Raw genomic sequence first — 21,399 nt, forward strand, 5'->3', positions numbered from 1 at the left:
CGTCGTCCCGGTTCCGTCGTCTCGTCCGTACGCCTGCAGACCGCGCGGCCCTAGGAGGCGCGGTCCTCGACGGTGCGCCCGAAGTAGGCCGCCTCGACCATGTCCCGCCGGTTGCGGAGTTCGCTCGCGGGTGCCGAGAGCGCGACCCGACCGTGATGGAGCACGATGGCGGCGTCGGCGATGCCGAGGGCGAGATCGATGTGCTGTTCGACGAGGACGACAGCCATCTGGTGTTCGTCGGCGATCGACCGGAGCCGGGGCAGCAGGTCCTGGACCGCGACCGGGGACAGGCCCAGGCTCAGCTCGTCGATGAGGAGGACCTTCGGGTCCGCCAGCAGCGCCTTGGCGAGTGCGAGCATCTGCTGTTCGCCGCCGGAGAGATTGCCGCAGCGTCGGCCCCGCATCGTCTTGAGCTTCGGGAAGTACTGGTAGACGGTGTCGAGGTCGGGCCCGTTACGACGCTTGGCGAGACGGAGATTGTCCGACACCGACAGACGGTGGAAGACGCCCCGGGTGTCGGGGACCAGGGTGATCCCGCGCCGCGCGTTGCGTTCGATGCGACGGTCGATGGGGTCGCCGAGGGCGGTCACCGTGCCCGACATCAGTCCGAGGGCACCGACCGCGGCGAGCAGACTCGTCGTCTTGCCCGCCCCGTTCGGACCGAGCAGCGCGAGGATCTCGCCGGGACGGACGGCGGCGCTGAGACCGCGGACGGCGGGAACCCCGCCGTAACCGACGGTGACGTCGTCGATCGTCAACACCGGGGTCGTCGAATCCGGTGTCGTCGGGTCCGGTGTCGCCTGGCCGGGGGCGGCGTGCGCGCTCATCGCGTTTCCTTCGGGTCGGGTCCGGTCGGGGCGGCGTCCGGGTCCACCTCGGGACTGCCGAGGTAGGCCGAGATGACCGCCGGATCGTCCTGGATGGCGGCCGGGGGCCCGCTGGCGATCACCCGGCCGAAGTCGAGCACGTACAGGCGGTCGCACACGTCGAGGACGAGCGACATGTCGTGGTCGATGAGCAGGATGCCGATACCGGTCGCCGCGATCCGGCGGAGTTCGGTCCCGAAGTCGCGGCTCTCGTGGGTGTCGAGTCCGGCGGCCGGCTCGTCCAGCAGGACGAGTTGCGTCCCGCCGACCAACGCCCGCGCGACACCGACAAGTTTCTGCTGTCCCAGGGTCAGCTCGCCGGGGAACTGGTCGGCGGCATCGGCCAGGCCGACGAGTTCGAGTGCCGACGAGATGACATCGGCGGGCGGACGGGAACCGTTGAGGACGTCGGCGAGCATGGCCCGCAGGCCGACCGGCTGGACCGCCACGGCCAGGTTCTGCTCGACGGTGAGGTCGGTGAACAGTTCGCCCGCCTGCCACGTCCGGGCCATGCCGGCCCGGCGGCGACGATGGGGGCTCGCCTTGTCCAGTCTCTCCCCGCGCAACGACACCGTGCCGGTGGCCTTGGTGAATCCGGTGACCGCGTCGACGAACGTGGTCTTGCCCGCGCCGTTGGGTCCGATCAGTCCGACGATCTCGCCCGCCGAGACCGAGATGTCGATGTCGGAGTTGGCGCTGACGCCGCCGTACCGGACCGACAGCCCGCCCGTCTCGAGGAGTGTCGTCGACGTGGCCGGCTTCTCGAGTGTCGACTCAGACATGTGCACCCTCCTGTGCGTTCTGTGCCGCGCCGGGCGCTTCCGGACGGGGGGACGGTTTGTGCCGGTGGGCGCGTAGCTTCTCGCCGAGCTCCGACATGGCCCCCGCGACGCCGACGGGATTCAGCACCGCCATCAGCAGGAGGCTGCCGGCGGCGAAGAGCTCGTAGTACTCACCGAGAGCGAGGGTTTGGTTGAGGAACACGTAACCCACGCCCAGCGGTCCGATGATGCCGGCGAGGACCGCACCGGCGAACGACGTGATGCCGCCGACGTAGGTCATCGCGAGCAGCGTCAGCCCGATCATCACCGTGAACGAGCCGGCCGACAGTTGTCCGCGGCTGTAACCGATGAGGCAACCGCCGATGCCGGCCAGGAACGCCGACAGTGCGAAGCCGAGCAATTTGGTTGCGGCGACGTTGATCCCGACCGACGACGCGGCGCGCTCGTTGGAGCGGACGGCCAGGAAGGCCCGGCCGGTCGAGCCGCCCATGAAACGCAGCACCACGAGAGTCGCGATGGCAACGACGATCAGGACCATCAGCGAGAACCGGATCGTGACCAGGTTGGTGCCGTCGCGCACCCCGAGGTCGAGGCCGAAGATCGTCGGGTCCGCGATGAGGTTGCCCTCGAAGGACGTGATTGCCGGGTTGTTGAAGACGAAGCTCTGGATGGCCAGGGCCGCGGCCAATGTCACGACGGCCAGCTGGGCGCCGCGGATCCGGAGTGCGGGCACGCCCACCAGGACACCGAGGCCGGTCGCGATCAGGGCGGCGAAGATCATGCTGAACGGGAACGGCACATCCCAGTTGGTCGTCAGCTTCGACAGGGCGAACCCGGCCGCGCCGGCGAAGGCCATGCTGGCCAGCGAGATCTGGCCGAGGTAACCGGTGAGCAGGACCAACGACAATGCGATGAGGCTGAGGATCACCGAGGTGACGACGCCGAACCGCCAGCTGCCGGACGTGAGGAGGATCGCCACGACGACCACCGCGATGCAGACGACGGTCGGGATCAGCCGGATGCGGGGGATCCGGACCGCGGGCATGCGCACCTCGCCGAGCGAGCCGCGCGACGGGATCCGACCGCCGAGCAGGAAGAGGGCGATGACGACGATGACGAACGGAACGGCGTCACCGAGGCCGGCCTGCGCCCATTCCGGCCACCAGTCCTTGGTGGTGAGCCACGTGATGGTGGACTGGAATGCGCCGAGGACAAGACCTGCGGCACAGGCGATCCCGAATGAGGTGAGCCGGCCGACGAGGGCGACGGCCAGGGCCGGGATGACGAAGAAGGTGTAGCTGGTCTCGGTGAGTCCGATGGTGTAGGACGCCAGGACGACGATGAGACCGGTTGCCGCACCGGTGAGTGCCCACACGATCGCCGCGAGGCGGTCCGGGGAGTAACCCGACAGTCGGGCGGCGAGTTCGTCTTCGGAGCCCGCGCGGGTGGCGACGCCCAGGGTGGTGAGCCGGAAGTAGGCCCACAGCACCAGTGAGATGGCGATGGCGACGCCGGCCAGGATCAGGTCCGAGACGTTGACGACCGCGCCGGCGATGTCGACGGTGTCCTCCGGCAGGATGGCCTCGGCGAAGAGGTTCTCGGTCTCGAAGCGGAGATGGACGAGCGCCTGGATGAAGAGCATGAGTCCCACCGAGGCGACGACCTGGGCGAGCACCGGGGCCGAGCGGAGCGGCCGGAAGATGAGTACGTGTGCGAGCAGGGCCCAGACGACCGCGCTGAGCACGCCGAGGACCAGTGCCAACTCCATCGAGGTGGGGTCGGACTCACTCCCGAGTTTCAGTGTGCCGATGGGCAGGACGAGACTGCCGTCGGTGCGCAGTGCGGCGACGAGATAGACCGAGTAGAGGCCGATGGCGCCCTGCGCGAAGTTGATGATGCCGGTGGCGGCATAGATGCCCACGAGGGACGACGCGAGCACCGAATAGATGGCACCGGCGGATAGTCCGAGGAAGACGAACTGGAGGAACTGGCCCATGTGGCGTACTCATTCGTTCGGCGCGTACGGATCTCACGCGCGTGTGAGGATGCGGAGCGTTCGGATCGGGGAGCAGAGCCGGGTGTGGCGGGGTGGGTGACCACCCCGCCACACCAGCGACCCGTGTCAGTAAGCGCCCGGGATGCGCTGCAGCGCAGCCGGAAGCGGGGTGATGAAGCCGCCGGTGGCGGGTTCGGTCTTCTTCTCGGCGACGACGTCGAACAGCAGCATCTCGGTGGTGCAGTTCGGCGTGGTCGGCTTACCGCAGTTGAGCTTCGGGCCGATGAACGACTGGTAGTCGGTGACTGCCTTGAGCGCACCGAGCACGTTCGGGCCGGTGAAATCGGTGACCTTGGCGTTGTTGAGCGTGATCGCGAAGTCGGCGAGGGTCGCGAAGGTGCCGTAGGCGTAGAAACCGCCGGTGCCACCCTGCTCGTCGATGAACTTCTGGGCGATCCCGAGATTCGCCTTGGCCGGCTCCGGTGCGGAGTCCATGGCCGGGGGCTGCCAGATCGGTGAGTAGGTCTGTGCGCCAACCGCTTGCGCACCCATGGTGTCGATGAAGTCGGTGCAGGCCGCCATGAACATGGTGCCCTCGTAGTTCACCGACCGCAGCGACTGCGCGAGCTTGGTGCACACGTTGTCGTTCTGTGAGGTCATCAGGCCGGCCGCGGCGGGGTTGCCCTCGGCCAGGGTGGTGGCCAGCGAGGTGAAGTTCGGGCCGGTCGGCGGGTAGTAGACCGACTTGACGTCGATGCCGAGCTGGGCGCCGAGCGGCTTCATCAAACCGTCGAAGACCTGATGTGCCTGAGGGAGATCGGCATTCGCCAGCGTCAGCGAGTTCTTGTTCGCGGCCTTGAGCTGCTGCATGAAACCGACGAGGAACGCGGCGGGTGGCGGACCGAAGTACACGCGGTTCTCCGCCGAGGCGCCGGTGGAGGTGTTGAACGGGATCTGGCCGACCAGCGGGATGCCGGCCGAGGTGAGAATCGGCACCGCGGAGGCGGATTCGGCATTGTAGCCGTCGATCGCGGCGACCACGCCGGCCTCGACGAACTGGTTGGCGCACGACACCGTCGATTCCGGTGCGGTCTGGTCGATTCCGCAGTCGACGATCTCGACGGGCCGGCCCCCGATGCCGCCGATCTGGTTGTTGATGTAGTCCAGGGCGGCGTCCTTGCCGGTGGTCACGCCACCCTGGGTGGCGGGGCCCTTGGTGGGGTTGAACAACCCCACCTTGATCGCCTCGCCCGACGCCTTGGTGCCGCTGGCATCCGCGGCGGAGCCGTCCGACGATCCGCCGTCGTCGCTGCTGCACGACACGACCGAGAAGATGCACGCCGCGGCGACGGCGACCGCCGCCAACCGTCCGGCTCTCCTGCGTGAATTCGACCAACGCATGTTTCGACTGCCTTTCCCGATGATCTCCGGGCACGACGGAACCGCCCTGCGAGAGGGCACGGCGACATCGCCCCGGCGGGGCTTAGAAGGATTGAGTTCATCGACCCAGCGCTGTGTCTGGGTCCGCGATTCCGGCACCGTCCGCCCTGGTCAAGGCGGTGAGTCCACGTCGGATGTGATGTGGGCCACTCGAAAAGTAGCCATACCCTTACGCCGGTGTCAAGCTGTTCGGCGAAACTGGACACACAGTGGACCACATGGCACGACACTGCCCGTCACGAACGAGTTCGCAACGGGCAGTGGGACAAACGATTCAGTTACCAGCAGGTCAGGGCGGTCCTCAGTGGACGGTCACCCGACCGTCGCGGCCGACCGTGACGTCGGCGGTGTAAGCACGGACGAGGTCCAGGCGCTGCCAGGAGGCGCGGCCGGGACGCTGGTCGTCGAGCGGATATCCCGCGGGCGACGCGGTCTGTTCCAGGACCTGACGCCGCTGCTCGTCGGTCAGTCGCGGGTACGCCCCGGCGATCAGTTCGACGGCCTGTCGGGGCACCACCATCGGATGTGTCGGCGACGAGACGCGTCCGAATCCGTAGGTCATGCGCTGGGCGTAGATCGTCTGGGCCGCGGCATCGGTGGCGTAGGGCGTGTCACGCGCGATGCACACCGAGAGGGCTGCGCCGCAACGCCATTCGAGTTCCTTGCGGATCTCGGTGGCAGACGCGGCGAGGAGCCGGCGGAACTGCGGGTCGTTCCAGCGATCGGCGGCGGCGGCCTGCCCGACGATCGCTCCACCGATCACGTCGAGCGGGTAGTGCACGCCCAGCACGATGCGGTGATATCCACCCTCCGAGGCACGGGCGAGGAACTGCGGCGCGAGTTCCGGGAGCATCGACGCGAACAGGGTGCCCCGCCAGAAGAACAGGCTGGTGTGGCCGGACGGGAAGGACGGGTTGCTGACCAGCGCGTCGTATTCGCTGGCTCCGGCGCGCATGTACTTGCGGATCCGCTCGGGTGCGACGATGAACGGCCGCTCGTACCCGAACACGTACTTCTCGACGAGCGTCGCGTTCGCGAGCCCACCGGCGCGGGCGAGGTAGTCGCTGAAGAGGGCCGTGGTCTTCGGGAGGCGATCGGCGGCGAGGGCGTTCCGGAAATCCCGTCCGAGCCGGTCGCCGAAGGCATCGGACATCGTCCAGAGCGGATCGTCGTGTGCGTCGGCGAGCGCTCGGCGCTGCAGTCCCGGGTTGCCGGCCGCCGACTGGTTGATCGCGACCGCCGTCTCGAGATTGCGGGCCATCACCTCGGGGTGATCGCGGCGCAGGGCGGTGAAGGTCTCGACCGGTTGCAGGTACACGCCGCCCGGATACGACGAGATGTCCGAGGCGTAGAGCCGCGCGATGTCGGTCACCGGGAAGGGCGTCGGGGTCGGCTTGGCCGGCGCGGCCTGGGCCGATGCCGCGAGCGAGAGGGCGACGGCGACCGACGCCGCGAGCGCGATGAGCGACGAGGCAAGCCGGGTTGTCGTTCGCGGTCGGGCCACGCTGTCCGAGATCACGCTCTGAATCCTAGAGGGAATGTTCGCGGGACGAACGGTCAGACGGGTGCGTCGACCCGACCGGCAACCCCTGCTCGAGCAGATCGAGCGCGCGCAGGGTCGTCTCGAGCTGGGGCATCTCCCGGTTGTCGTCGAACTCGGTGGCCAGATGGAAGGTCACCCCGGCCACCGCGTCGAGGAACACCTTGAGCCGGAAGTCGTCGGGCGCGATCCGTAAGTAGTCGGCGATGAGCTGGGTCATGTCCGAGATCATGCGCTCGGACTCGACCTGAAAGGTCTTCTGCAGCAACGGCTCGGTGCGGATCAGTTGCATGCGGAGCGGATTGCCGACCCAGGGGTCGTCGACCGTCAGGCGGTGCAGCTCGGTCATCAGGCGCCGGATGAGATCGAAGTGGCTGAGGCCGGGCGGCATGGACTCGACGATCGCGTGCGCCTCGGCATGCAGGTGCTCGTCTCCGACGACCACCTGTTCCTTCGACGGGAAGTAGCGGAAGAACGTCGTGTGTGAGACGCCGGCGGCCTCGGCGATCTGCTCGACGGTGGTCTTGGCGTACCCCTGCTCGGCGATCAGGGTGATCGCCGCCTGCCGGATGGCGTTGCGGGTGCGCAGTTTGTTCTGTTCACGCAGGCCCATCCGACGCCCCGGTGCGGGTTCCGGGGCGTCGGAGCCGGCGTGCACAGTCAGGCAGTTGCCCATACGTGCTCACTTCTTGTCAGAAGGATTGTGCGGCTTATCAACTCGCCGGGACCGGGGACCTGGTGTCGTCCGGTTCCTCGAGCCCACGATGGCGGACTGCTTCGCCCTCGATGTCGAAGTTGATCACGAAGCGGTCGAGCCAGCGCGGGAGGCCCCAGGCCCGGTCGCCGAGCAACGCGATCGCCGCGGGTACGACCAGCATGCGGATCACGAAGGCGTCGAAGAACACTGCCGCGGCCAGCGCGAAACCCATCATCTTGGCGGTCGTCTCCGGGGAGAGCATGAACGCCGCGAAGACGCTGATCATGATGATCGCCGCCGACGTGACCACCCGGGCTCCGTGCCGGTAACCGGCGACGATCGCCTCCTTGGCCGACAAGCCGTGCATGAACTCCTCGCGCATTCGGGTCACCAGGAACACCTGGTAGTCCATCGCGAGCCCGAACACCACGCCGATGAGGAAGATCGGTAGGAAGGAGATGATCGGCTGCGTGTGGGTGATCAATCCCAGCCAGCCCTCCTGGAAGATCGCCACGGTGACGCCGAAGGTCGCCAGGACCGAGAAGACGAATCCGAGGGTGCCGATGAGCGGGACCCAGAGCGACCGGAAGACGCCGATCATGATCAGGAATGCGAGACCGACGACCACGACCAGGTAGGGGATGAGTGCATCGTCGAGTTTCTGGGAGAGATCGGACATGATGGCTGTCTGACCGCCGACGTGGAGTTCCGCGCCACGGTTCTCGACCGTTGGTGCAAAGGCGCGGATCTGCTCCATGAGGTCGTGTGTGGCGGCTGACGACGGCGCGCTCTCCGGGGTGACCATGATGAGCGCGGTGTCGCCTGCTCGGTTGCCCGTCCAGGTGAGCCCCTCGGGGTTGGCGACATCACTCAGGGTTGCGATGTGCCGCACGGTCTCCTCGGCCGGGGCGTTGATCGCGCCGTCCTCGTCGTGCACGACGACGAGCAATGGGCCGTTGATGCCCTCACCGAAACCGCGGCTCAGCAGTTCCTGCGCGGGTGCTTCGGCTTCGCTGGACAGCGACAGACCGAGTTCCAGCTTGGTTGCCGGGATGGCCGCGGCCGCGAGCGCCAGCAGGCCGATCACGATGAACGGGATGGGCCACTTGACGACGGTGCGCCCGACCTTGACGCCCATAGTGTCGTCCTCGGATTCCACGGCGTGCTTGATCCAGGGGATTCGAGGTAGGAAGGCGAATCGCCCGAACGCGCCGAGAATGGCGGGGATGAGGGTCAGAGCAGCCAGCACCGCGATGAACACGGCGACGCCGGCACCCGCGCCCATCTGAGTGATGATCGGGATGCCGATCACCATGAGGGCCACCACCGCCACGATCACGGTGAGGCCGGCGAAAACCACCGCCGACCCGGCTGTGCCGACGGCTCGGCCGATGGCGTCTGATGGCGCGCCGCCGCGGAGTAGTTCCGCGCGGTACCGGGACACGATGAACAGCGCGTAGTCGATGGAGACGGCGATGCCGAGCATCGTGACGATGGCGGTGGCGGACTCGTTGATCGACAGAGCCTCGGCCGACAGCGTGAGCAGCAGGATGGTGATGCCGACACTGACGATCGCGGTGACGAGAGGTATGAAGGCGGCGATGAGAGCTCCGAACGCCACGATCATCACGACGAAGGCGACGGCGAAACCGAGCAGTTCGGCCGTGCCGCCGGCTTCCATCACCTGCATCAGCGACCCGGTTGCCTCCACCTGCAGACCGTCGACGGAGAACTCGTCCAGGATCGAGACGAGTTCTTCCTTGTTCTCGACGGTGAGGTCGAGGATCGGGATGTCCTGGCGAACCTGGAAGAGGCCGACCCGACCGTTGTCGCCGACGACCTGCGCTGCGAGTGCTGGTTCAGCGGCCGCAACCGTCAGCGGGTTGACGACAGTCTGCGGCTCGATCACGTCGGGGAGTCCGCGGAGGGCCGCGGCGAGTTCGTTCAGCTGCGTGGTGTGGTTCTGCAGCCCGTCCTCGGCAGCGACGAGGATGCTCGTCGACGCCTGTTCCTGCTGGGCCATGACCTGTGGGAAGTACTGCTCGACCTGTTCGGTGGCAACCCCCGAGTCGGTGCCGGGAAGGCTGAAGTCCTGCGCGAACTTGGGCTGGAGTGCGCCGACCAGTCCGGCGACCGCGATGAGCGCAGCCAGCCAGGCCGCGATCACCGACCATTTGTGGCGAAAGCAGAAGCTTCCGAGCTTGAACAGAAACGACGCCATGCGTGGACCCCTCTGGTGCTGCGGAAGACCGGCCCCCGAAGGTCCCGGCGCAGATGACGAGAGAAATGGTACCCACTAACACTCGGGACTGAGTACCACTTTTGGGAGCGGGCTCCGTCACACCGCGCTGCAGGTGTGGCCGGCGTCGCTTGCGAGAGGGTCTCGTCAGCGGGCGTTCGGCGGCGTCTGGTGTCCGCGGGGATCGGCGTCCGGGCGGTGACGCGGATCGATCGGGTTGTTCGACGGCTGACCGGCGTGCCGGCCTGCGGTGTTCGGGTCGTCCCGCCCGTCCGCACCACGCCCGTCGGCGCCCTGTCCCTCGGTGTCCCGTCCATCCGCGTTCCGTCGGACATCGGGGTCGAGACGGTCCGCACGGGCGAACTCGCTTTCGACCTCGTGCCGCGACTCGGCCGCGTGTCCCTGGTGGTGGCGTGCCTGTTCCTGCAGCCGCTTGGCCTCTGCGGCCTTGGCGTCGGCTTCGGCCTGCGCTTTCCGTGCCCGGGCGTCGGCCTCCTCGGCGACGGCCTCGCGGTGGCGGACGGTCGAGACCTGTTGCGTGGCGTTCTGCCTGATCTCCTCGGCTTGAACCCGTCGGCGTGCCTTTCGCTGACGAAGAAGCAGCAACACGAGCGCAAGAATGACGATCACGACGACGACGGCGATGATGATCCAGATGGCGGTGTCCACGACTCACTCCTCGGTCGGATGATGGTGCGCGTCGGGTACCCCGCGGCGGGGATGGCTAACCCATCCCGGTCAGCTCGCTGACCTGCGGTCGAGCAGCCGTCACCGCGGGTAGTCCACTCGTTCGGGTGACATTCGCCGGTCGGCGGAAGTGGTGATGCGGTCGTAGCTTCGGTGCCACAGCCATTCGAGAGGGCCCCGCTCGAACCGGCTGAGCCAGAAGCGGGAGAACAGCATGAGCACCACGGCGATGCCCAGGTACAGGGACACCGTGGCGGGGACCAGCGTCGAGCCGTCGAGATGTTGCGCGAGCCCCAGGCCCCAGCCGTAACAGACGGCACCCGCGATCGCGTTCTGTAACACGTAGCAGGACAACGCCATTCGACCGACCGGTGTCAGCGCGCGGCCGCACCGCCCGGGAGAGCGGCCGTCGGCGTAGTACCCGGCGACCCATGCGAGCAACCCCAGTGCGACGACCGGCGCCAACCCGTACCGCCCCACGACGAGTCCGGCATCGCCACCGGCCAGTCCGACGGCGAAGTCGAGAGGTAGGGCGATCCCCAGCCCGACGGCCATCAGGCGTCGCCGAAGCCGGACGCCGCGCGGTTCCAGGACGCCGGCGCGCAGCAGGGCCGCGCCGATGAGGAAGAGCGCGATCGACATCGGCAGGATGAAGAGGACCTCGGCACGGAACATCAGGAAGTTCTCGGCGCGAAAAGCGACGAGGTCGACGAAGCTGCCGTCTGCGTAGGGGTTCGGGGACAGCCCGGCGCCCGGACTCGATGCGGCGGGCGCGGCGAGAAGGGCCCAGCTCAGCAGCCCCAGCAGCGCCAGGTGCGTCGACGCAGCGATCGCGATCGCTACGTACTGGCGACGCAGTCGCATCGACAGCAGGTAGGCGACGATGAGGCCGGTGACCGCGTATCCCATGAGGACGTCGAACTCGGTGAAGAGGAAGTAGTTGATCACGCCGTCGACGAACAGCAGCGCGGCTCGCCAGTAGTACCGTCCCGGCCAGGGCCGGCCTCGTCGAACAGCCGACCGCTGCTGGATGGCCAGCCCGATTCCGAACATGATCGTGAGCAGACCGAGGAATTTGCCCTGGGCGAGCTGCTGCAGGAGGTCCTCGGCCACCGCCCAGGAGCCGGTGGCCCGGTAGGCGCCCTGGATGTAGCCGATCAACCCCTCCGGGTTGGTGAAGATCCAGATGTTGGTGGCGAGGGTGCCCAGAATCGCGATGCCGCGCAGGACGTCCAACGCCGCGTGTCGGGTCGCCATCGTGTCTCCGTTCTGTGCCACTTTTTTGCTGACACAACCGTGCTATCAAAACTCGAAGTCAAGGTAGCACGGGTGTACTAGCATGGGTCAATGCCCAAGTTGATCGACCGGGACGGGCGACGCGCCGAGATAGCCGAGGCCCTGTGGCGGATCGTGTTGCGCGAAGGCGCATCCGGAGTATCGGTCCGCGAGGTGGCGGCCGAGGCGAACATCTCGGTGGGCTCGCTTCGACACGTGTTCGCGGACAAGGAAGAGCTGCTCGAGTTCTCGATGCGCCTGATCTATGAACGGGTGGCGCTCCGCATCCGCGAGCACGACCGCATCCGCGATCCGCTCCGCTGGGCCGAAGCCGTGTTGTCCGAGGTCCTACCGCTGGACGACGAGCGGCGCGTCGAGATGCACGTCAACCTCGCGATGGTGACCGAGTCGGTGGCACATCCCGGTCTCGCGGATGCTGCGCGTGAGGCCCACGACGGTTTGCGTTCACTCTGTCGGACGGTGCTGGGCGTCCTCGGCGAGCACGGGCTGATCGGCGCCGGCCGCGATCTCGACTCTCATGCGATCGCGGTACACGCCCTTGTCGACGGTCTGGCGATGCACCTGCTCCTCGCCGACACGGATCCGCCGGCTCGCGCGCAGCGCGTGCTCCGGGAGCATCTGACAGGGCTGGCGGCCGAGAGCCGAGAGACGTTGCAGTGAAGCGATACTCGCTGTCGGGCGGATACCGTTGTGCTGCTGCGGACCGGTCGGAGGACTAACTCTCCGGGTCCGTGTCACCCTCTTCGCGGGCGCGTCGTCGGTCGGCATGCAGCGACTTGACGCGCCGCTCCTCGCGACGGACCTCGATCTGGGTGGCGCGTTCGGCGGCCAGCCAATCCGGCATCTCGGCGAGGAGGTCGTCGATCTGCGCCGTCGTGAGTGCCTCGGTGATGCCGCCGCGAACCAGACCCGAGTTCGAGATGCCGAGTTTCGCCGCGACCAGATTCTTCGGGTGCGGGCCGTCGGCGCGAAGCGTGCGGAGCCATTCCGGCGGGTCGGTCTGGAGGGCGGCGAGTTCGGCCCGGGTGATGGGGCCCTGCTGGAACTCCGCAGGAGTGGCCGGCAGGTACACGTCCAGCTTCTTGGCGGCGGTGGCCGGCTTCATCGACTGCGAGCTCATTCGACGAGGGTATCGGGCGGTAGCCTTTGGGCGTGACCACACCCGACGTTCACGCAGCGGGCGAGGCCCCTGTCTTCCGACTGGCGTACGTTCCGGGGGTCACGCCGAGCAAGTGGGTCAGGATCTGGGCCGAGCGGCGTCCCGACGTCCCGCTGGAACTCGTCGCCGTCGACGTCGCGGACTGTGCCGAGGAGGTCGGGGAGCGGCGCGTCGACATGGCGATCACCAGATTGCCCGATGCCCTGCGGTCCGGCGATGCGCGGGAACATCACACGATCGACCTGTACGAGGAGACGACGGTCGTCGTGGTGCCGAAGGGCCACGCCCTGACCGCCGGCGACGAGATGACCCTGGCTGATCTGGCCGACGAGCAGTTCCTGTGGCCGCTGGACGAGCCGTTGGCCGTTTCCGAGCGCCCGGGTGTGGCGGTGGACCATCGGCCCGATACCACCGGTGACGCAGTCGAACTCGTTGCGGCCGGCGTCGGCGTACTGCTCGTGCCGCAGTCGCTGGCGCGCCTGCATCACCGCAAGGACCTGGTGTATCGACCGGTCACCGACGCCCCGACCGGGTCCGTCGGACTCCTGTGGCCTGCTCCCACAACTCAATTGGCCGATGAGTTCATCGGCATCGTGCGCGGCCGCAAGGCGACGTCGTCGCGGGGGCGGACCGACGAGGCGCCCAAACGGTCGGCGAAGGAGAAGGCGGCGGCGAAGAGGGCGGCACGCGAGGCGGCCGGGAAGATCCCCGGCAAGAGTGCTCGTCGGGGGCCCGGTCGCCCGAAGCGCCGGTGACCCCACGCCGTGGCGTGCCGCCCCTCGGGAGGGTGCGTCAGGCGCGCCACTCAGCGGTGCGTTCCGGCGACGCCTCGGCGAGCGCCTTGAGGGTGTCGTCGACGCCGAAATCCTTGCCGTACACCGGCGTTCCCGGCTGTTGCCGCCACGACTCGGCGAGCGGTCCGGCGTCGACCGGGTCGAACCCGAGTTCGTCGACCACGCGGAACACGATCTCCTTGCCCGCCGTATCGTCGCCGGCGATCGGCAGCGCGATACGGCCCTCTGTGCCCGCGGGTACGCCCTTGTTCAGCAGGTGCTTCCAGTAGATCCCGTTGAACACCTTGTACACCGGGACGCCGAGCAGTTCCGACACCCAGACGCTCTCGGGGGTACCGTTTTCGATCGCCTCGATCTTGCCGTCGCGCTGCTGGGGGTAGTAGTTGTTGGTCTCGATCACCGGGGCGTCGGGCTTGCGGGCGTCGAGGATGCCCGGCGCGAGGTCGGGGGTGTTCTTCTGCGGGATGCTGACGATCACCAGGTCGGCGTCCTTCGCGGCGTCGGCGGCCCATACCGCGGTGGCGCCGGTCTCGGAGGCCAGTTCGGCCAGCGTCTCCGGGTCGCGCGAGTTCGCCACCCGCACCTCGTGTCCCAACGATGTCAGACGACGCGTGAGCGTCCCGCCGATGAATCCCGCTCCGATGATCCCGATCTTCACAACTGCACCTCTTTGTTCGACGACGTTGTTGACCCTTCGCGCAACGGATCCGTCGGTTCGGTGCATTCCCGTGGTCGGCGGGAGGGTGACGAGCGACTCGACCGGGCCCGGTCGAGTCGTGGGTCAGTACGCGATGCCGAGAGACCAGGCGAACACCGTGTAGGCGGCGAGGGTGATGAGCACGATCCCGATGAGGTTGAGCCAGAGCCCGCCACGGATCATCTGGCCGATGGTGACGTACCCGCTGGCGTAGGCCACCGCGTTCGGTGGGGTCGCCACCGGGAGCATGAATGCGCAGGTCGCGGCGAGGGCGACGGGGATCGTGAGCACCAGGGGGTCGAGACCCATCCCCATGGCCACGCCTCCGGCGACCGGGAGAAATGTTGCCGCTGTCGCGGTGTTGCTGGTGATCTCGGTGAGGAAGATGATCGCGGTCGCCGCGATGACCACCAGCACGATGACCGGGATCGTGTCGAGCCCGGCGGCCACGTCGCCGATCCAGGCGGTCAGTCCGCTGGACTCGAACTGCTGGGACAAGGCGAGGCCGCCGCCGAACAGTAGCAGCACGCCCCATGGCAGTTTGATCGCGGTCTCCCAGTCGAGCAGGCGCACACCGGGTTTGGAGCCGCTGGGCAGCAGGAACAGCAGGATCGCCGCCGTCATCGCGATGCCGGTGTCCGAGATTGGCGGATTCTCGTCCCAGATCAGCGGGACCGCGATCCACGCCAGTGCGGTGAGGCCGAAGATCGCGGCGACCCGGATCTCGCCCTGCGACATCGAGCCGAGGCCGTCGAGCTGATCGCGGATGATGCGCCGGCCGCCGGGGATGTCGTCGGTCTCCGGCTTGAACAGGACGTGCGTGAGCAGGAACCACGCGATGGCGAGGAAGATGACGGCGAGCGGGACGCCGGCGATCATCCACTCGAGGAACCCGATGTCGATGCCTTCGCCCTCGAGGTACCCGACCAGGAGGGTGTTGGGCGGGGTGCCGATGATCGTGCCCAACGAGCCGATGGATGCGGCGTAGGCGATGCCGAGCATCAGTGCTGTGCCGAAGTTGCTCTTGATGACCGCCTGGGTGAGGGTCTCACCGTCCACCGGTTCGTCGGTGTCGGTGGCCTTCGGCCCGGGCGCGTCGGTGCCCGATTCCTTGCCGAGGTCGAGAACCAGCGCCAGGACCGACACGCCGATCGGGATCATCATCACGGCGGTTGCGGTGTTGGACACCCACATCGAGAGGAATCCGGTGGCGATCATGAAGCCCGCGATCACCATCGGCGGCTTGGTGCCCATCGCCGAGACCGTGACCAGGGCGATGCGGCGGTGCAGATTCCACCGCTGCATCGCGAGGGCGATGATGAAGCCGCCCATGAACAGGAAGATGACGTTGTTTCCGTAGGCCGCGCCGACGTCGTTCACCGAGATCGACTCGCCTGCTTCGTCTGAGCCGAAGACCGGGAAGATCACCAGCGGCAGCAGCGCGGTTGCGGGGATGGGTATCGCCTCGGTCATCCACCAGAGGCCCATGAGAACTGCGGTCGCCGCCGTGAGCCGGGCTCCCTGCCCGACTTCGGCGGGCAGGATCACGTAGACGAGGGCCGCGAGTGCTACGCCGGCAAGGAGTCCGATCCACTGCCGACGTCGCATCTTCGGTTCCACCTCGTCGGCGCGCTCACCCGCCGACTGGTGGTCGATCTCGTCGAAGTCCTGCTGTGGGTCAGGCGATCCGGAGACTCGGCCGGCCGAGCCCGGTGATTCGGACCGGTTGTCGCGTGGCCGTTCGCCGCTGCGCTGCACCATCGGGAACCTCCTCGGTATGCCTGCGTGGCAGCCAGCCTATCGAGGAACGCGCCGGAATTGCCCGAAACCACCCCCGCCGACGTGCCTATGAGGTGGCCGACCAGCTGTGCCACGTCAGAGACTCCACGACGATCACCGGTCCATCGGGCCGTCGGAGTCGATACTGCGGGTACTTCCCGGCCAGCGTGTCGATGCCGTGACTGCCGACGGATTCACCGGCGTCGACGACATGTGCCCGGCCGTCGACCCGCACCCACCAGAGTCCATCCCAGTTGTCGGAATACATGTCAGCCAGGAGCGACACCGCGGGGTTGTCCGCGATGTTGGCGAGACGACGGAGTGCGGTGGTTCGTTTCGGCTTGTGATCCACGCACGTGTAGATGACGTCGTCGTCGAGTGCGCCCACGACGGGGACCAGGTGCGGCTTGGTGGAGGGTGACACGGTGGCGAGCGTGACCGACCGGGCGGCGGCGAAACGTTCCCGAGTCAGGCGCAGGTCCATCTCACGAGGATGACACGCACTCGTGGGGAACAAGGTCACCGATGAGTACGGGCGCCGGTTCGGGTCCACCTCTGTGTCCGATCCCCGATCCGGGGGACCCGACCCGAAAGGGCAGCACCATGACGCACGAGAACGTTGCCGTCAGCCGCACGATCTCCGCCACACCCGATGAGGTGTTCGCGGCGCTCGCCGACCCCCGCACACACCAGGCCATCGACGGCACCGGCTGGGTTCGGGACGCAGTCGACACGACGCCGCTGCGGGAGGTGGGCCAGCTCTTCCGGATGAACATGTACCACTCCAACCATCCGGATGGTGACTACCTGATGGAGAACCGGGTCGAGGTGATCGAACCGCGGTCGGCGATAGCGTGGCAACCAGGGCAGCGCAACGACTCCGGGGAGCTCGAATTCGGCGGCTGGACATGGCGGTACGACCTGGTGCCGGTGGGGGAGTCGTCCACCGAGCTCACCTTGACCTACGACTGGTCGGCCGTACCCACCCACATCCGCGAGTACATCGAGTTCCCGCCGTTCGCCGACGACCATCTGCGTAACTCGTTGAACCACATCGCCGAACTTGTCGGCTGATCGGCGAGGTCAGCGACTGAGCGAGCCCCGGCGCCCCACCCCGATCGCCCGACGAACCGGTCAGCCGACGAGGTCCGGATCCGGATCGCGATGCGCCGACGCAGCCGATGTGGGTGACAGATCGGCGGTGAGCAGGTCGACGGTCGGGCTGCGCGTGATCACCTTGTGGCCCCACCACAGAGCGAGGAACACGAACAGTGCGCCGTAGGCGGTGAGCCAGAGTTCGAGATTCCCCGCGGATCCGTCGCGGATCGCCGGGAGATTCTGCCCCGCGATGACTGCAACACACATGAGCAACGCGATGATCGGGCCGGCCGGGTAGAGCCAGGCCTTGTAGGGGAGTCTGCCGAGGTCCAGACCCTGCGCCTGCCACGCCCGACGAAAACGATAGTGGGCCCACGCGATACCCATCCACGTGATGAAGCCCGCCACCGACGAGGCGGTGACCAGCCACACATACGCGCGACCGTCGCCCACCCGACTCGCCAGGAAGCAGAGGGCGCCGATGGCCGTCGTCGCGGCCACGGCGAGGAGTGGCACTCCTGATCGCGTGACCCAGCCGAACACACGTGGGGCGTTGCCCTGCACCGACAGGCCGTACAACGCGCGGGTTGCCGCGAACAGGCTCGCATTGCCCGCCGACAGGATCGCGATCAGGATCACGGCGTTCATCATCGATGCCGCCACCGCGATCCCCGCGTCGGAGAACACGAGGGTGAACGGGGCGATTGCGATGTTCTCCTCGGACGCATTCAGCAGATTGGGGTCGGTGTACGGGATCAGGAACGCGATGACGGTCAGGGTGCCGATGTAGAACAGCAGGATGCGCACGAAGACGGTGCGCACGGCGCGTGGAATCGCCGTCTTCGGTTCGACCGCCTCGCCGGCGGCGACCGCGATCATCTCGGTGCCCTGGAATGCGAAACCGGCGATGAGGAAGACCGACAGCATGCCGAGCGGGAAGTCCACGAACGGAGCGTCGTCGATCGTCCAGTTGCTGAAGCCCGGCGACGGACGGTCGCCGACGACACCGAGAATCAGCAGCACGCCGACGATGAGGAAGACGACCACCGCGATGACCTTGATCGCCGCGAACCAGAACTCGGCTTCGCCGAATGCCTTGACCGCGAACAGGTTCAGCGCCAGCAGACCCGCCAGGAACACGACCGACCAGATCCACGACGGCACGTCGGGTGCCCAGTACTTCATGATCAGCCCGGCGGCCACCAACTCGGCGGCCAAGGTGACCGACCAGTTGAGCCAGTAGTTCCACCCGGCTGCGAAGCCGAAGGACTTGGACACGAAGCGCTTTCCGTACTCCTCGAACGGGTTGCTGCACGGGATGTACGCCGACATCTCGCCGAGGCTCTGCATCAGGAAGAAGACCATGCAGCCCATCAGCAGATACGCCAGGATGGCGCCACCCGGGCCCGCGTCGGAGATGGTGGCGCCCGAGGCGACGAACAAGCCGGTGCCGATGGCACCGCCGAGCGCGAGCATGCTGATGTGACGACTCTGAAGTCCCTTGCGCAGCGACTCGTCGGGGGTGATCCCCAGGGGACTGGACATCGGCAGAGTCTAACGGCCGGTCGGCCCGTCGGCCGGGTATTGAACTGTTGCCCGAGTGCTGACCCTCAATCGAGGCTTGTCAGTTCGGAGACCAGTTCGTGCACCGGGTCACCGGGACCGATGTCGTAGGTGCACTGGTCGTGCCTCGGGTCCGGGACGAATGCCCAGAAGAGTGCGGTTGCCGTCCCGGCCGCCCGCTGACCGGCGACCTTGGTCCGGAAGTCGTCGGCGCGCTCGGATGTCGAACCGCATGAGCCGGCATGCTGGCCGATCTCGTTCACCGCGAGGGGTTTTCCGACTACGCGTGCCTGGCGTAGACGTTCGGCCAGTCCGTTCCACTGATCCCCGGGGAGCGCGACACCGTCCGCACCGTAGTCGTGATAGTCCAGGACGTCCACGTACGGGGAGCCGGCGACGTACTGGTAGTCGGGCCCGGCGATGCCGCACTGGCCACCGCCGGTGAAGCCGGACCAGATCACCGCCCCGCCGTGCAGTCGGGTGACCATCGCGCCTGCGCTGCCGAAAAACGACCGCAGTACGCGCGCGGCGTCGACCGGGCACGACCGCTGCTGCCATCCACACGACTGATCGCCACAGATGGACGGTTCGGGTTCACCCACCAATTCCCATCCCGCCAGGGCCGACCTGCTCTTCCAGCGTCCCACTGCCGTCCTGACCCACTGCTCGAACGTGAGTCCGCCCGCGCCGGCGACGGTTCGCCAGCCGGATCGGTACCAGTCCCGTTCCTTGAAAACTCTGCTCTCGCATGCGCCATCGGCGGCCGCGAGGACAGGCAAGACCATCTGATCGTGCCGTGCGGCGGCGTCGAAGACGGCATCCATCGGCCCGAAATCCAATTTTTGGGTGTACTTGTTCACGGCCAGTTGAGCGAACAGATTGAAGCGGGTGAGCGAATGCGGAGGTAAGGCGGCGAAATAGTCGTCGAGATCAACCATCGCTCCGCATCCGGCATTCACCGACCAATCGGTGGCCAGCTGGTAGGCGTCGAATCCGGATGGCCACCACTGGCGTCCATCAAGGGTCAACCCAGCCGGAGTGGCATCGACCCGGTTGGGCGCCGCATGAGCGGGCGGCGGCAGCAGCCAACTCAGGAGCAGGCCGATGCTCAGCACCAGAATCGGAGTTCTCATCGCGGGCAGATGCATGTGTGCGTCCTGGGATGACGAGGACCGACTGTGGCGTCGGCCCAACTCGTTCGATGATTGCACGCCGGCCGCGCGGTTTCGATCGCGTCCGAGAATGGGTACGGAGAAACGTTTCGTGTGCGCCGAGATCGAGTTAGAGCCGCTGGGCTCATTCCTCATTCGCCGACCTGCGCGACACCTGTGACACCATCGTGCTCGTGATGGGCGTACCGATAGTTGCGGCAGTGCTGCTCATCGCGAGCGCGGTGCTCGCATGGCAGGACCCACGTCGTCTGAGCCCCGGCATCCTGCTGACCGCGGGCTTGTCGGGCGTGATGCTCGCCGCGGTGATCGCGGCCGTGGACAGTGGCGTCGACGACGACGGCTCGGTTCTCGCGCCGGCGGTCGTCATCGTGGCCCTCGGACTCGTTGCGCTGCTTGCCATCCTCATTCTCGGGGTGTCGTTGATCGCCAACGGCGTGACGCTTCTGCGCCGAGAGGGGCGCCGTCCATCGAACCTGCTGTCGGCGCTCCTGGGTGCACTCCTGTCCGGTTACGCGCTCGCTGTCCTGCTCGGGATCATCGTCGGATGGTTCGACGTGTCGACGAGCAACGCGCTGCTCAACTTCCTCCTGGCGGTGGGGATGCCGGCCGGTTACCTGGGGTTCGTGTTTGCCTCGCTGCTGCTCTGGTCGTGGCTGTACGGCCGGTGGAGCAGGTGGCGGGCGCGACGGGCGAAGGTCGGCGCGATCATCGTCCTGGGTGCCGGTCTGCTCGACGGGTCCCGCGTCGGTCCGCTGCTGGCATCACGACTCGACCGCGGTCGCGAGATCTATGATCTGGCCCGGGCTTCCGGCCTGGACCCGCTGATCATCTGCTCCGGAGGCAGAGGTGGCGACGAGCGGCTGTCGGAGGCCGCGGCGATGGCCGAGTACCTCGTGTCGAAGGGCGTCGATCGTGATGCCATCGCACTCGAGGACCGATCCACCGACACCGCGGAGAACCTCCGGTACTCGAGGCGTGTGCTCGACGAGCGTGGAGTGACCGAACCGGTCGCGGTGGTGACGAGCGGCTATCACGCCTTCCGCGGAGCGATGCTCATGCGGTCTGCCGGGATCGACGGATTCTCGACCGGCGCCCACACCGCGCGATACTTCGTCCCCAACGCCCAGGTCCGTGAGTTCTTGGCGGTTCTGCGTGACCACCGATGGATCAACGGAGTCGTCCTGGTCATGCTCAGTGTGCCGCTGATCGCCGGCACCGCTGTCGCTCTCTTCGGCTAGTCGATCACCGGACCAGGGGGCCTCGCGAGTTGCGGTGATGGTGGAGCCGATGACGGGAATCGAACCCGCGTATTCAGCTTGGGAAGCTGATGTTCTGCCATTGAACTACATCGGCGTGCGAGTGCCGGACTCGCGAACGACAGCCTAGCAAACCCGTGGCCGGTCCGGTCGCCGGCACGCGCAGATGTCGCAGAACGTGGCGTCAGGCGCAACGAACTGCGACATCTGGGCGAGACCGGGTCGCGGCGGGGCGACGCGATTCGGTTGCGACGCAGAACAACTCGCCGGAAGGGGTTGCGCGCCGGGCGATCGGCCGGTAGTCTCGAACGTAGTTTCGAGTAAAGCCATGATGACGG

The 21,399-nt window shown here is 67.3% G+C and carries 19 protein-coding genes and 1 tRNA gene; 4 read left to right on the top strand and 16 right to left on the bottom strand.

Annotated features, from left to right (window positions below):
* Positions 1 to 50: 50 nt before the first annotated feature.
* The 9 genes from AS181_RS00200 to AS181_RS00240 form a co-directional block, all read right to left on the bottom strand.
* A complete protein-coding gene (locus tag AS181_RS00200; RefSeq protein ID WP_058249619.1) occupies positions 51 to 827 on the bottom strand; it encodes an ABC transporter ATP-binding protein in 777 nt (258 codons plus the stop codon).
* Positions 824 to 1,648, bottom strand: coding sequence for an ABC transporter ATP-binding protein (locus AS181_RS00205; protein WP_058249620.1), 825 nt, complete (start codon positions 1,646 to 1,648; stop codon positions 824 to 826). Before AS181_RS00205 ends, AS181_RS00200 begins: the two co-directional genes overlap by 4 nt.
* Positions 1,641 to 3,644, bottom strand: coding sequence for an ABC transporter permease (locus AS181_RS00210; protein WP_058249621.1), 2,004 nt, complete (start codon positions 3,642 to 3,644; stop codon positions 1,641 to 1,643). Before AS181_RS00210 ends, AS181_RS00205 begins: the two co-directional genes overlap by 8 nt.
* A 126-nt stretch (positions 3,645 to 3,770) precedes the next feature.
* On the bottom strand, positions 3,771 to 5,045 hold the full coding sequence (locus AS181_RS00215) for an ABC transporter substrate-binding protein (protein ID WP_171011606.1): 1,275 nt from the start codon (positions 5,043 to 5,045) through the stop codon (positions 3,771 to 3,773).
* 340 nt (positions 5,046 to 5,385) lie between these two features.
* Positions 5,386 to 6,603 carry a phosphatase PAP2 family protein gene (locus AS181_RS00220; protein ID WP_175404241.1) on the bottom strand — a complete coding sequence of 406 codons (1,218 nt, stop codon included), beginning with the start codon at positions 6,601 to 6,603 and terminating at the stop codon, positions 5,386 to 5,388.
* Positions 6,604 to 6,613: 10 nt separating this feature from the next.
* The gene (locus AS181_RS00225) at positions 6,614 to 7,300 is read right to left on the bottom strand and encodes a TetR family transcriptional regulator (protein WP_058249623.1); all 687 of its coding nucleotides are present in this window, start codon (positions 7,298 to 7,300) and stop codon (positions 6,614 to 6,616) included.
* Positions 7,301 to 7,337: 37 nt separating this feature from the next.
* Complete coding sequence (locus AS181_RS00230; protein ID WP_058249624.1) at positions 7,338 to 9,542, bottom strand: MMPL family transporter; 2,205 nt, start codon at positions 9,540 to 9,542, stop codon at positions 7,338 to 7,340.
* Positions 9,543 to 9,707: 165 nt separating this feature from the next.
* Positions 9,708 to 10,229: a hypothetical protein gene (locus AS181_RS00235; RefSeq protein WP_058249625.1), complete on the bottom strand. Its 522-nt coding sequence runs from the start codon at positions 10,227 to 10,229 to the stop codon at positions 9,708 to 9,710.
* 99 nt (positions 10,230 to 10,328) lie between these two features.
* A complete protein-coding gene (locus AS181_RS00240; protein ID WP_058249923.1) occupies positions 10,329 to 11,504 on the bottom strand; it encodes a DUF418 domain-containing protein in 1,176 nt (391 codons plus the stop codon).
* Positions 11,505 to 11,594: 90 nt separating this feature from the next.
* Between AS181_RS00240 and AS181_RS00245 the strand changes: the two genes are divergently transcribed.
* A complete protein-coding gene (locus tag AS181_RS00245; protein WP_058249626.1) occupies positions 11,595 to 12,203 on the top strand; it encodes a TetR/AcrR family transcriptional regulator in 609 nt (202 codons plus the stop codon).
* A gap of 55 nt (positions 12,204 to 12,258) precedes the next feature.
* Here AS181_RS00245 and AS181_RS00250 read toward each other — a convergent pair whose 3' ends face one another.
* Entirely contained in the window at positions 12,259 to 12,648 is a 390-nt protein-coding gene (locus tag AS181_RS00250) for a DUF5997 family protein (protein WP_058249924.1), read from the bottom strand.
* Positions 12,649 to 12,689: 41 nt separating this feature from the next.
* Between AS181_RS00250 and AS181_RS00255 the strand changes: the two genes are divergently transcribed.
* A complete protein-coding gene (locus tag AS181_RS00255) occupies positions 12,690 to 13,457 on the top strand; it encodes a LysR family transcriptional regulator substrate-binding protein (protein ID WP_396275658.1) in 768 nt (255 codons plus the stop codon).
* A gap of 37 nt (positions 13,458 to 13,494) precedes the next feature.
* Here AS181_RS00255 and AS181_RS00260 read toward each other — a convergent pair whose 3' ends face one another.
* The 3 genes from AS181_RS00260 to AS181_RS00270 form a co-directional block, all read right to left on the bottom strand.
* On the bottom strand, positions 13,495 to 14,154 hold the full coding sequence (locus tag AS181_RS00260; protein ID WP_058249628.1) for an NADPH-dependent F420 reductase: 660 nt from the start codon (positions 14,152 to 14,154) through the stop codon (positions 13,495 to 13,497).
* Positions 14,155 to 14,277: 123 nt separating this feature from the next.
* Positions 14,278 to 15,801, bottom strand: coding sequence for an SLC13 family permease (locus tag AS181_RS00265; protein ID WP_442902762.1), 1,524 nt, complete (start codon positions 15,799 to 15,801; stop codon positions 14,278 to 14,280).
* Positions 15,802 to 16,039: 238 nt separating this feature from the next.
* The gene (locus AS181_RS00270; protein WP_058249629.1) at positions 16,040 to 16,456 is read right to left on the bottom strand and encodes a TIGR03668 family PPOX class F420-dependent oxidoreductase; all 417 of its coding nucleotides are present in this window, start codon (positions 16,454 to 16,456) and stop codon (positions 16,040 to 16,042) included.
* 119 nt (positions 16,457 to 16,575) lie between these two features.
* On the opposite strand from AS181_RS00270, the gene AS181_RS00275 reads away from it, so the two are divergent.
* Positions 16,576 to 17,046 (top strand): SRPBCC domain-containing protein, encoded by a 471-nt coding sequence (locus AS181_RS00275; protein ID WP_058249630.1) that lies wholly within the window; start codon positions 16,576 to 16,578, stop codon positions 17,044 to 17,046.
* Positions 17,047 to 17,106: 60 nt separating this feature from the next.
* Here AS181_RS00275 and AS181_RS00280 read toward each other — a convergent pair whose 3' ends face one another.
* Complete coding sequence (locus tag AS181_RS00280) at positions 17,107 to 18,615, bottom strand: amino acid permease (RefSeq protein ID WP_058249631.1); 1,509 nt, start codon at positions 18,613 to 18,615, stop codon at positions 17,107 to 17,109.
* 65 nt (positions 18,616 to 18,680) lie between these two features.
* Positions 18,681 to 19,781: a hypothetical protein gene (locus tag AS181_RS00285; protein WP_058249632.1), complete on the bottom strand. Its 1,101-nt coding sequence runs from the start codon at positions 19,779 to 19,781 to the stop codon at positions 18,681 to 18,683.
* Between the two features lie 200 nt (positions 19,782 to 19,981).
* Here AS181_RS00285 and AS181_RS00290 point away from each other — a divergent pair, with 200 nt between their 5' ends.
* Positions 19,982 to 21,043, top strand: a complete 1,062-nt coding sequence (locus AS181_RS00290) for a YdcF family protein (protein WP_058249926.1) — start codon at positions 19,982 to 19,984, stop codon at positions 21,041 to 21,043.
* Between the two features lie 41 nt (positions 21,044 to 21,084).
* Here the strand turns inward: AS181_RS00290 and AS181_RS00295 are convergent.
* A tRNA-Gly gene (locus AS181_RS00295) sits at positions 21,085 to 21,158 on the bottom strand.
* Between the last annotated feature and the right edge of the window lie 241 nt (positions 21,159 to 21,399).

It is taken from the genome of Gordonia sp. SGD-V-85 (assembly GCF_001456905.1).
Classification (GTDB): Bacteria; Actinomycetota; Actinomycetes; order Mycobacteriales; family Mycobacteriaceae; genus Gordonia; species Gordonia hongkongensis.

Excerpts from the sequence above, each read along its gene's own strand:
- AS181_RS00200 (WP_058249619.1), bottom strand. The coding sequence starts at position 827 with ATGAGCGCGCACGCCGCCCCCGGCCAGGCGACACCGGACCCGACGACA.
- AS181_RS00205 (WP_058249620.1), bottom strand. The coding sequence starts at position 1,648 with ATGTCTGAGTCGACACTCGAGAAGCCGGCCACGTCGACGACACTCCTC.
- AS181_RS00210 (WP_058249621.1), bottom strand. The coding sequence starts at position 3,644 with ATGGGCCAGTTCCTCCAGTTCGTCTTCCTCGGACTATCCGCCGGTGCC.
- AS181_RS00215 (WP_171011606.1), bottom strand. The coding sequence starts at position 5,045 with ATGCGTTGGTCGAATTCACGCAGGAGAGCCGGACGGTTGGCGGCGGTC.
- AS181_RS00225 (WP_058249623.1), bottom strand. The coding sequence starts at position 7,300 with ATGGGCAACTGCCTGACTGTGCACGCCGGCTCCGACGCCCCGGAACCC.
- AS181_RS00230 (WP_058249624.1), bottom strand. The coding sequence starts at position 9,542 with ATGGCGTCGTTTCTGTTCAAGCTCGGAAGCTTCTGCTTTCGCCACAAA.
- AS181_RS00240 (WP_058249923.1), bottom strand. The coding sequence starts at position 11,504 with ATGGCGACCCGACACGCGGCGTTGGACGTCCTGCGCGGCATCGCGATT.
- AS181_RS00245 (WP_058249626.1), top strand. The coding sequence starts at position 11,595 with ATGCCCAAGTTGATCGACCGGGACGGGCGACGCGCCGAGATAGCCGAG.
- AS181_RS00250 (WP_058249924.1), bottom strand. The coding sequence starts at position 12,648 with ATGAAGCCGGCCACCGCCGCCAAGAAGCTGGACGTGTACCTGCCGGCC.
- AS181_RS00265 (WP_442902762.1), bottom strand. The coding sequence starts at position 15,801 with ATGCGACGTCGGCAGTGGATCGGACTCCTTGCCGGCGTAGCACTCGCG.
- AS181_RS00270 (WP_058249629.1), bottom strand. The coding sequence starts at position 16,456 with ATGGACCTGCGCCTGACTCGGGAACGTTTCGCCGCCGCCCGGTCGGTC.
- AS181_RS00275 (WP_058249630.1), top strand. The coding sequence starts at position 16,576 with ATGACGCACGAGAACGTTGCCGTCAGCCGCACGATCTCCGCCACACCC.
- AS181_RS00280 (WP_058249631.1), bottom strand. The coding sequence starts at position 18,615 with ATGTCCAGTCCCCTGGGGATCACCCCCGACGAGTCGCTGCGCAAGGGA.
- AS181_RS00285 (WP_058249632.1), bottom strand. The coding sequence starts at position 19,781 with ATGCATCTGCCCGCGATGAGAACTCCGATTCTGGTGCTGAGCATCGGC.
- AS181_RS00290 (WP_058249926.1), top strand. The coding sequence starts at position 19,982 with ATGGGCGTACCGATAGTTGCGGCAGTGCTGCTCATCGCGAGCGCGGTG.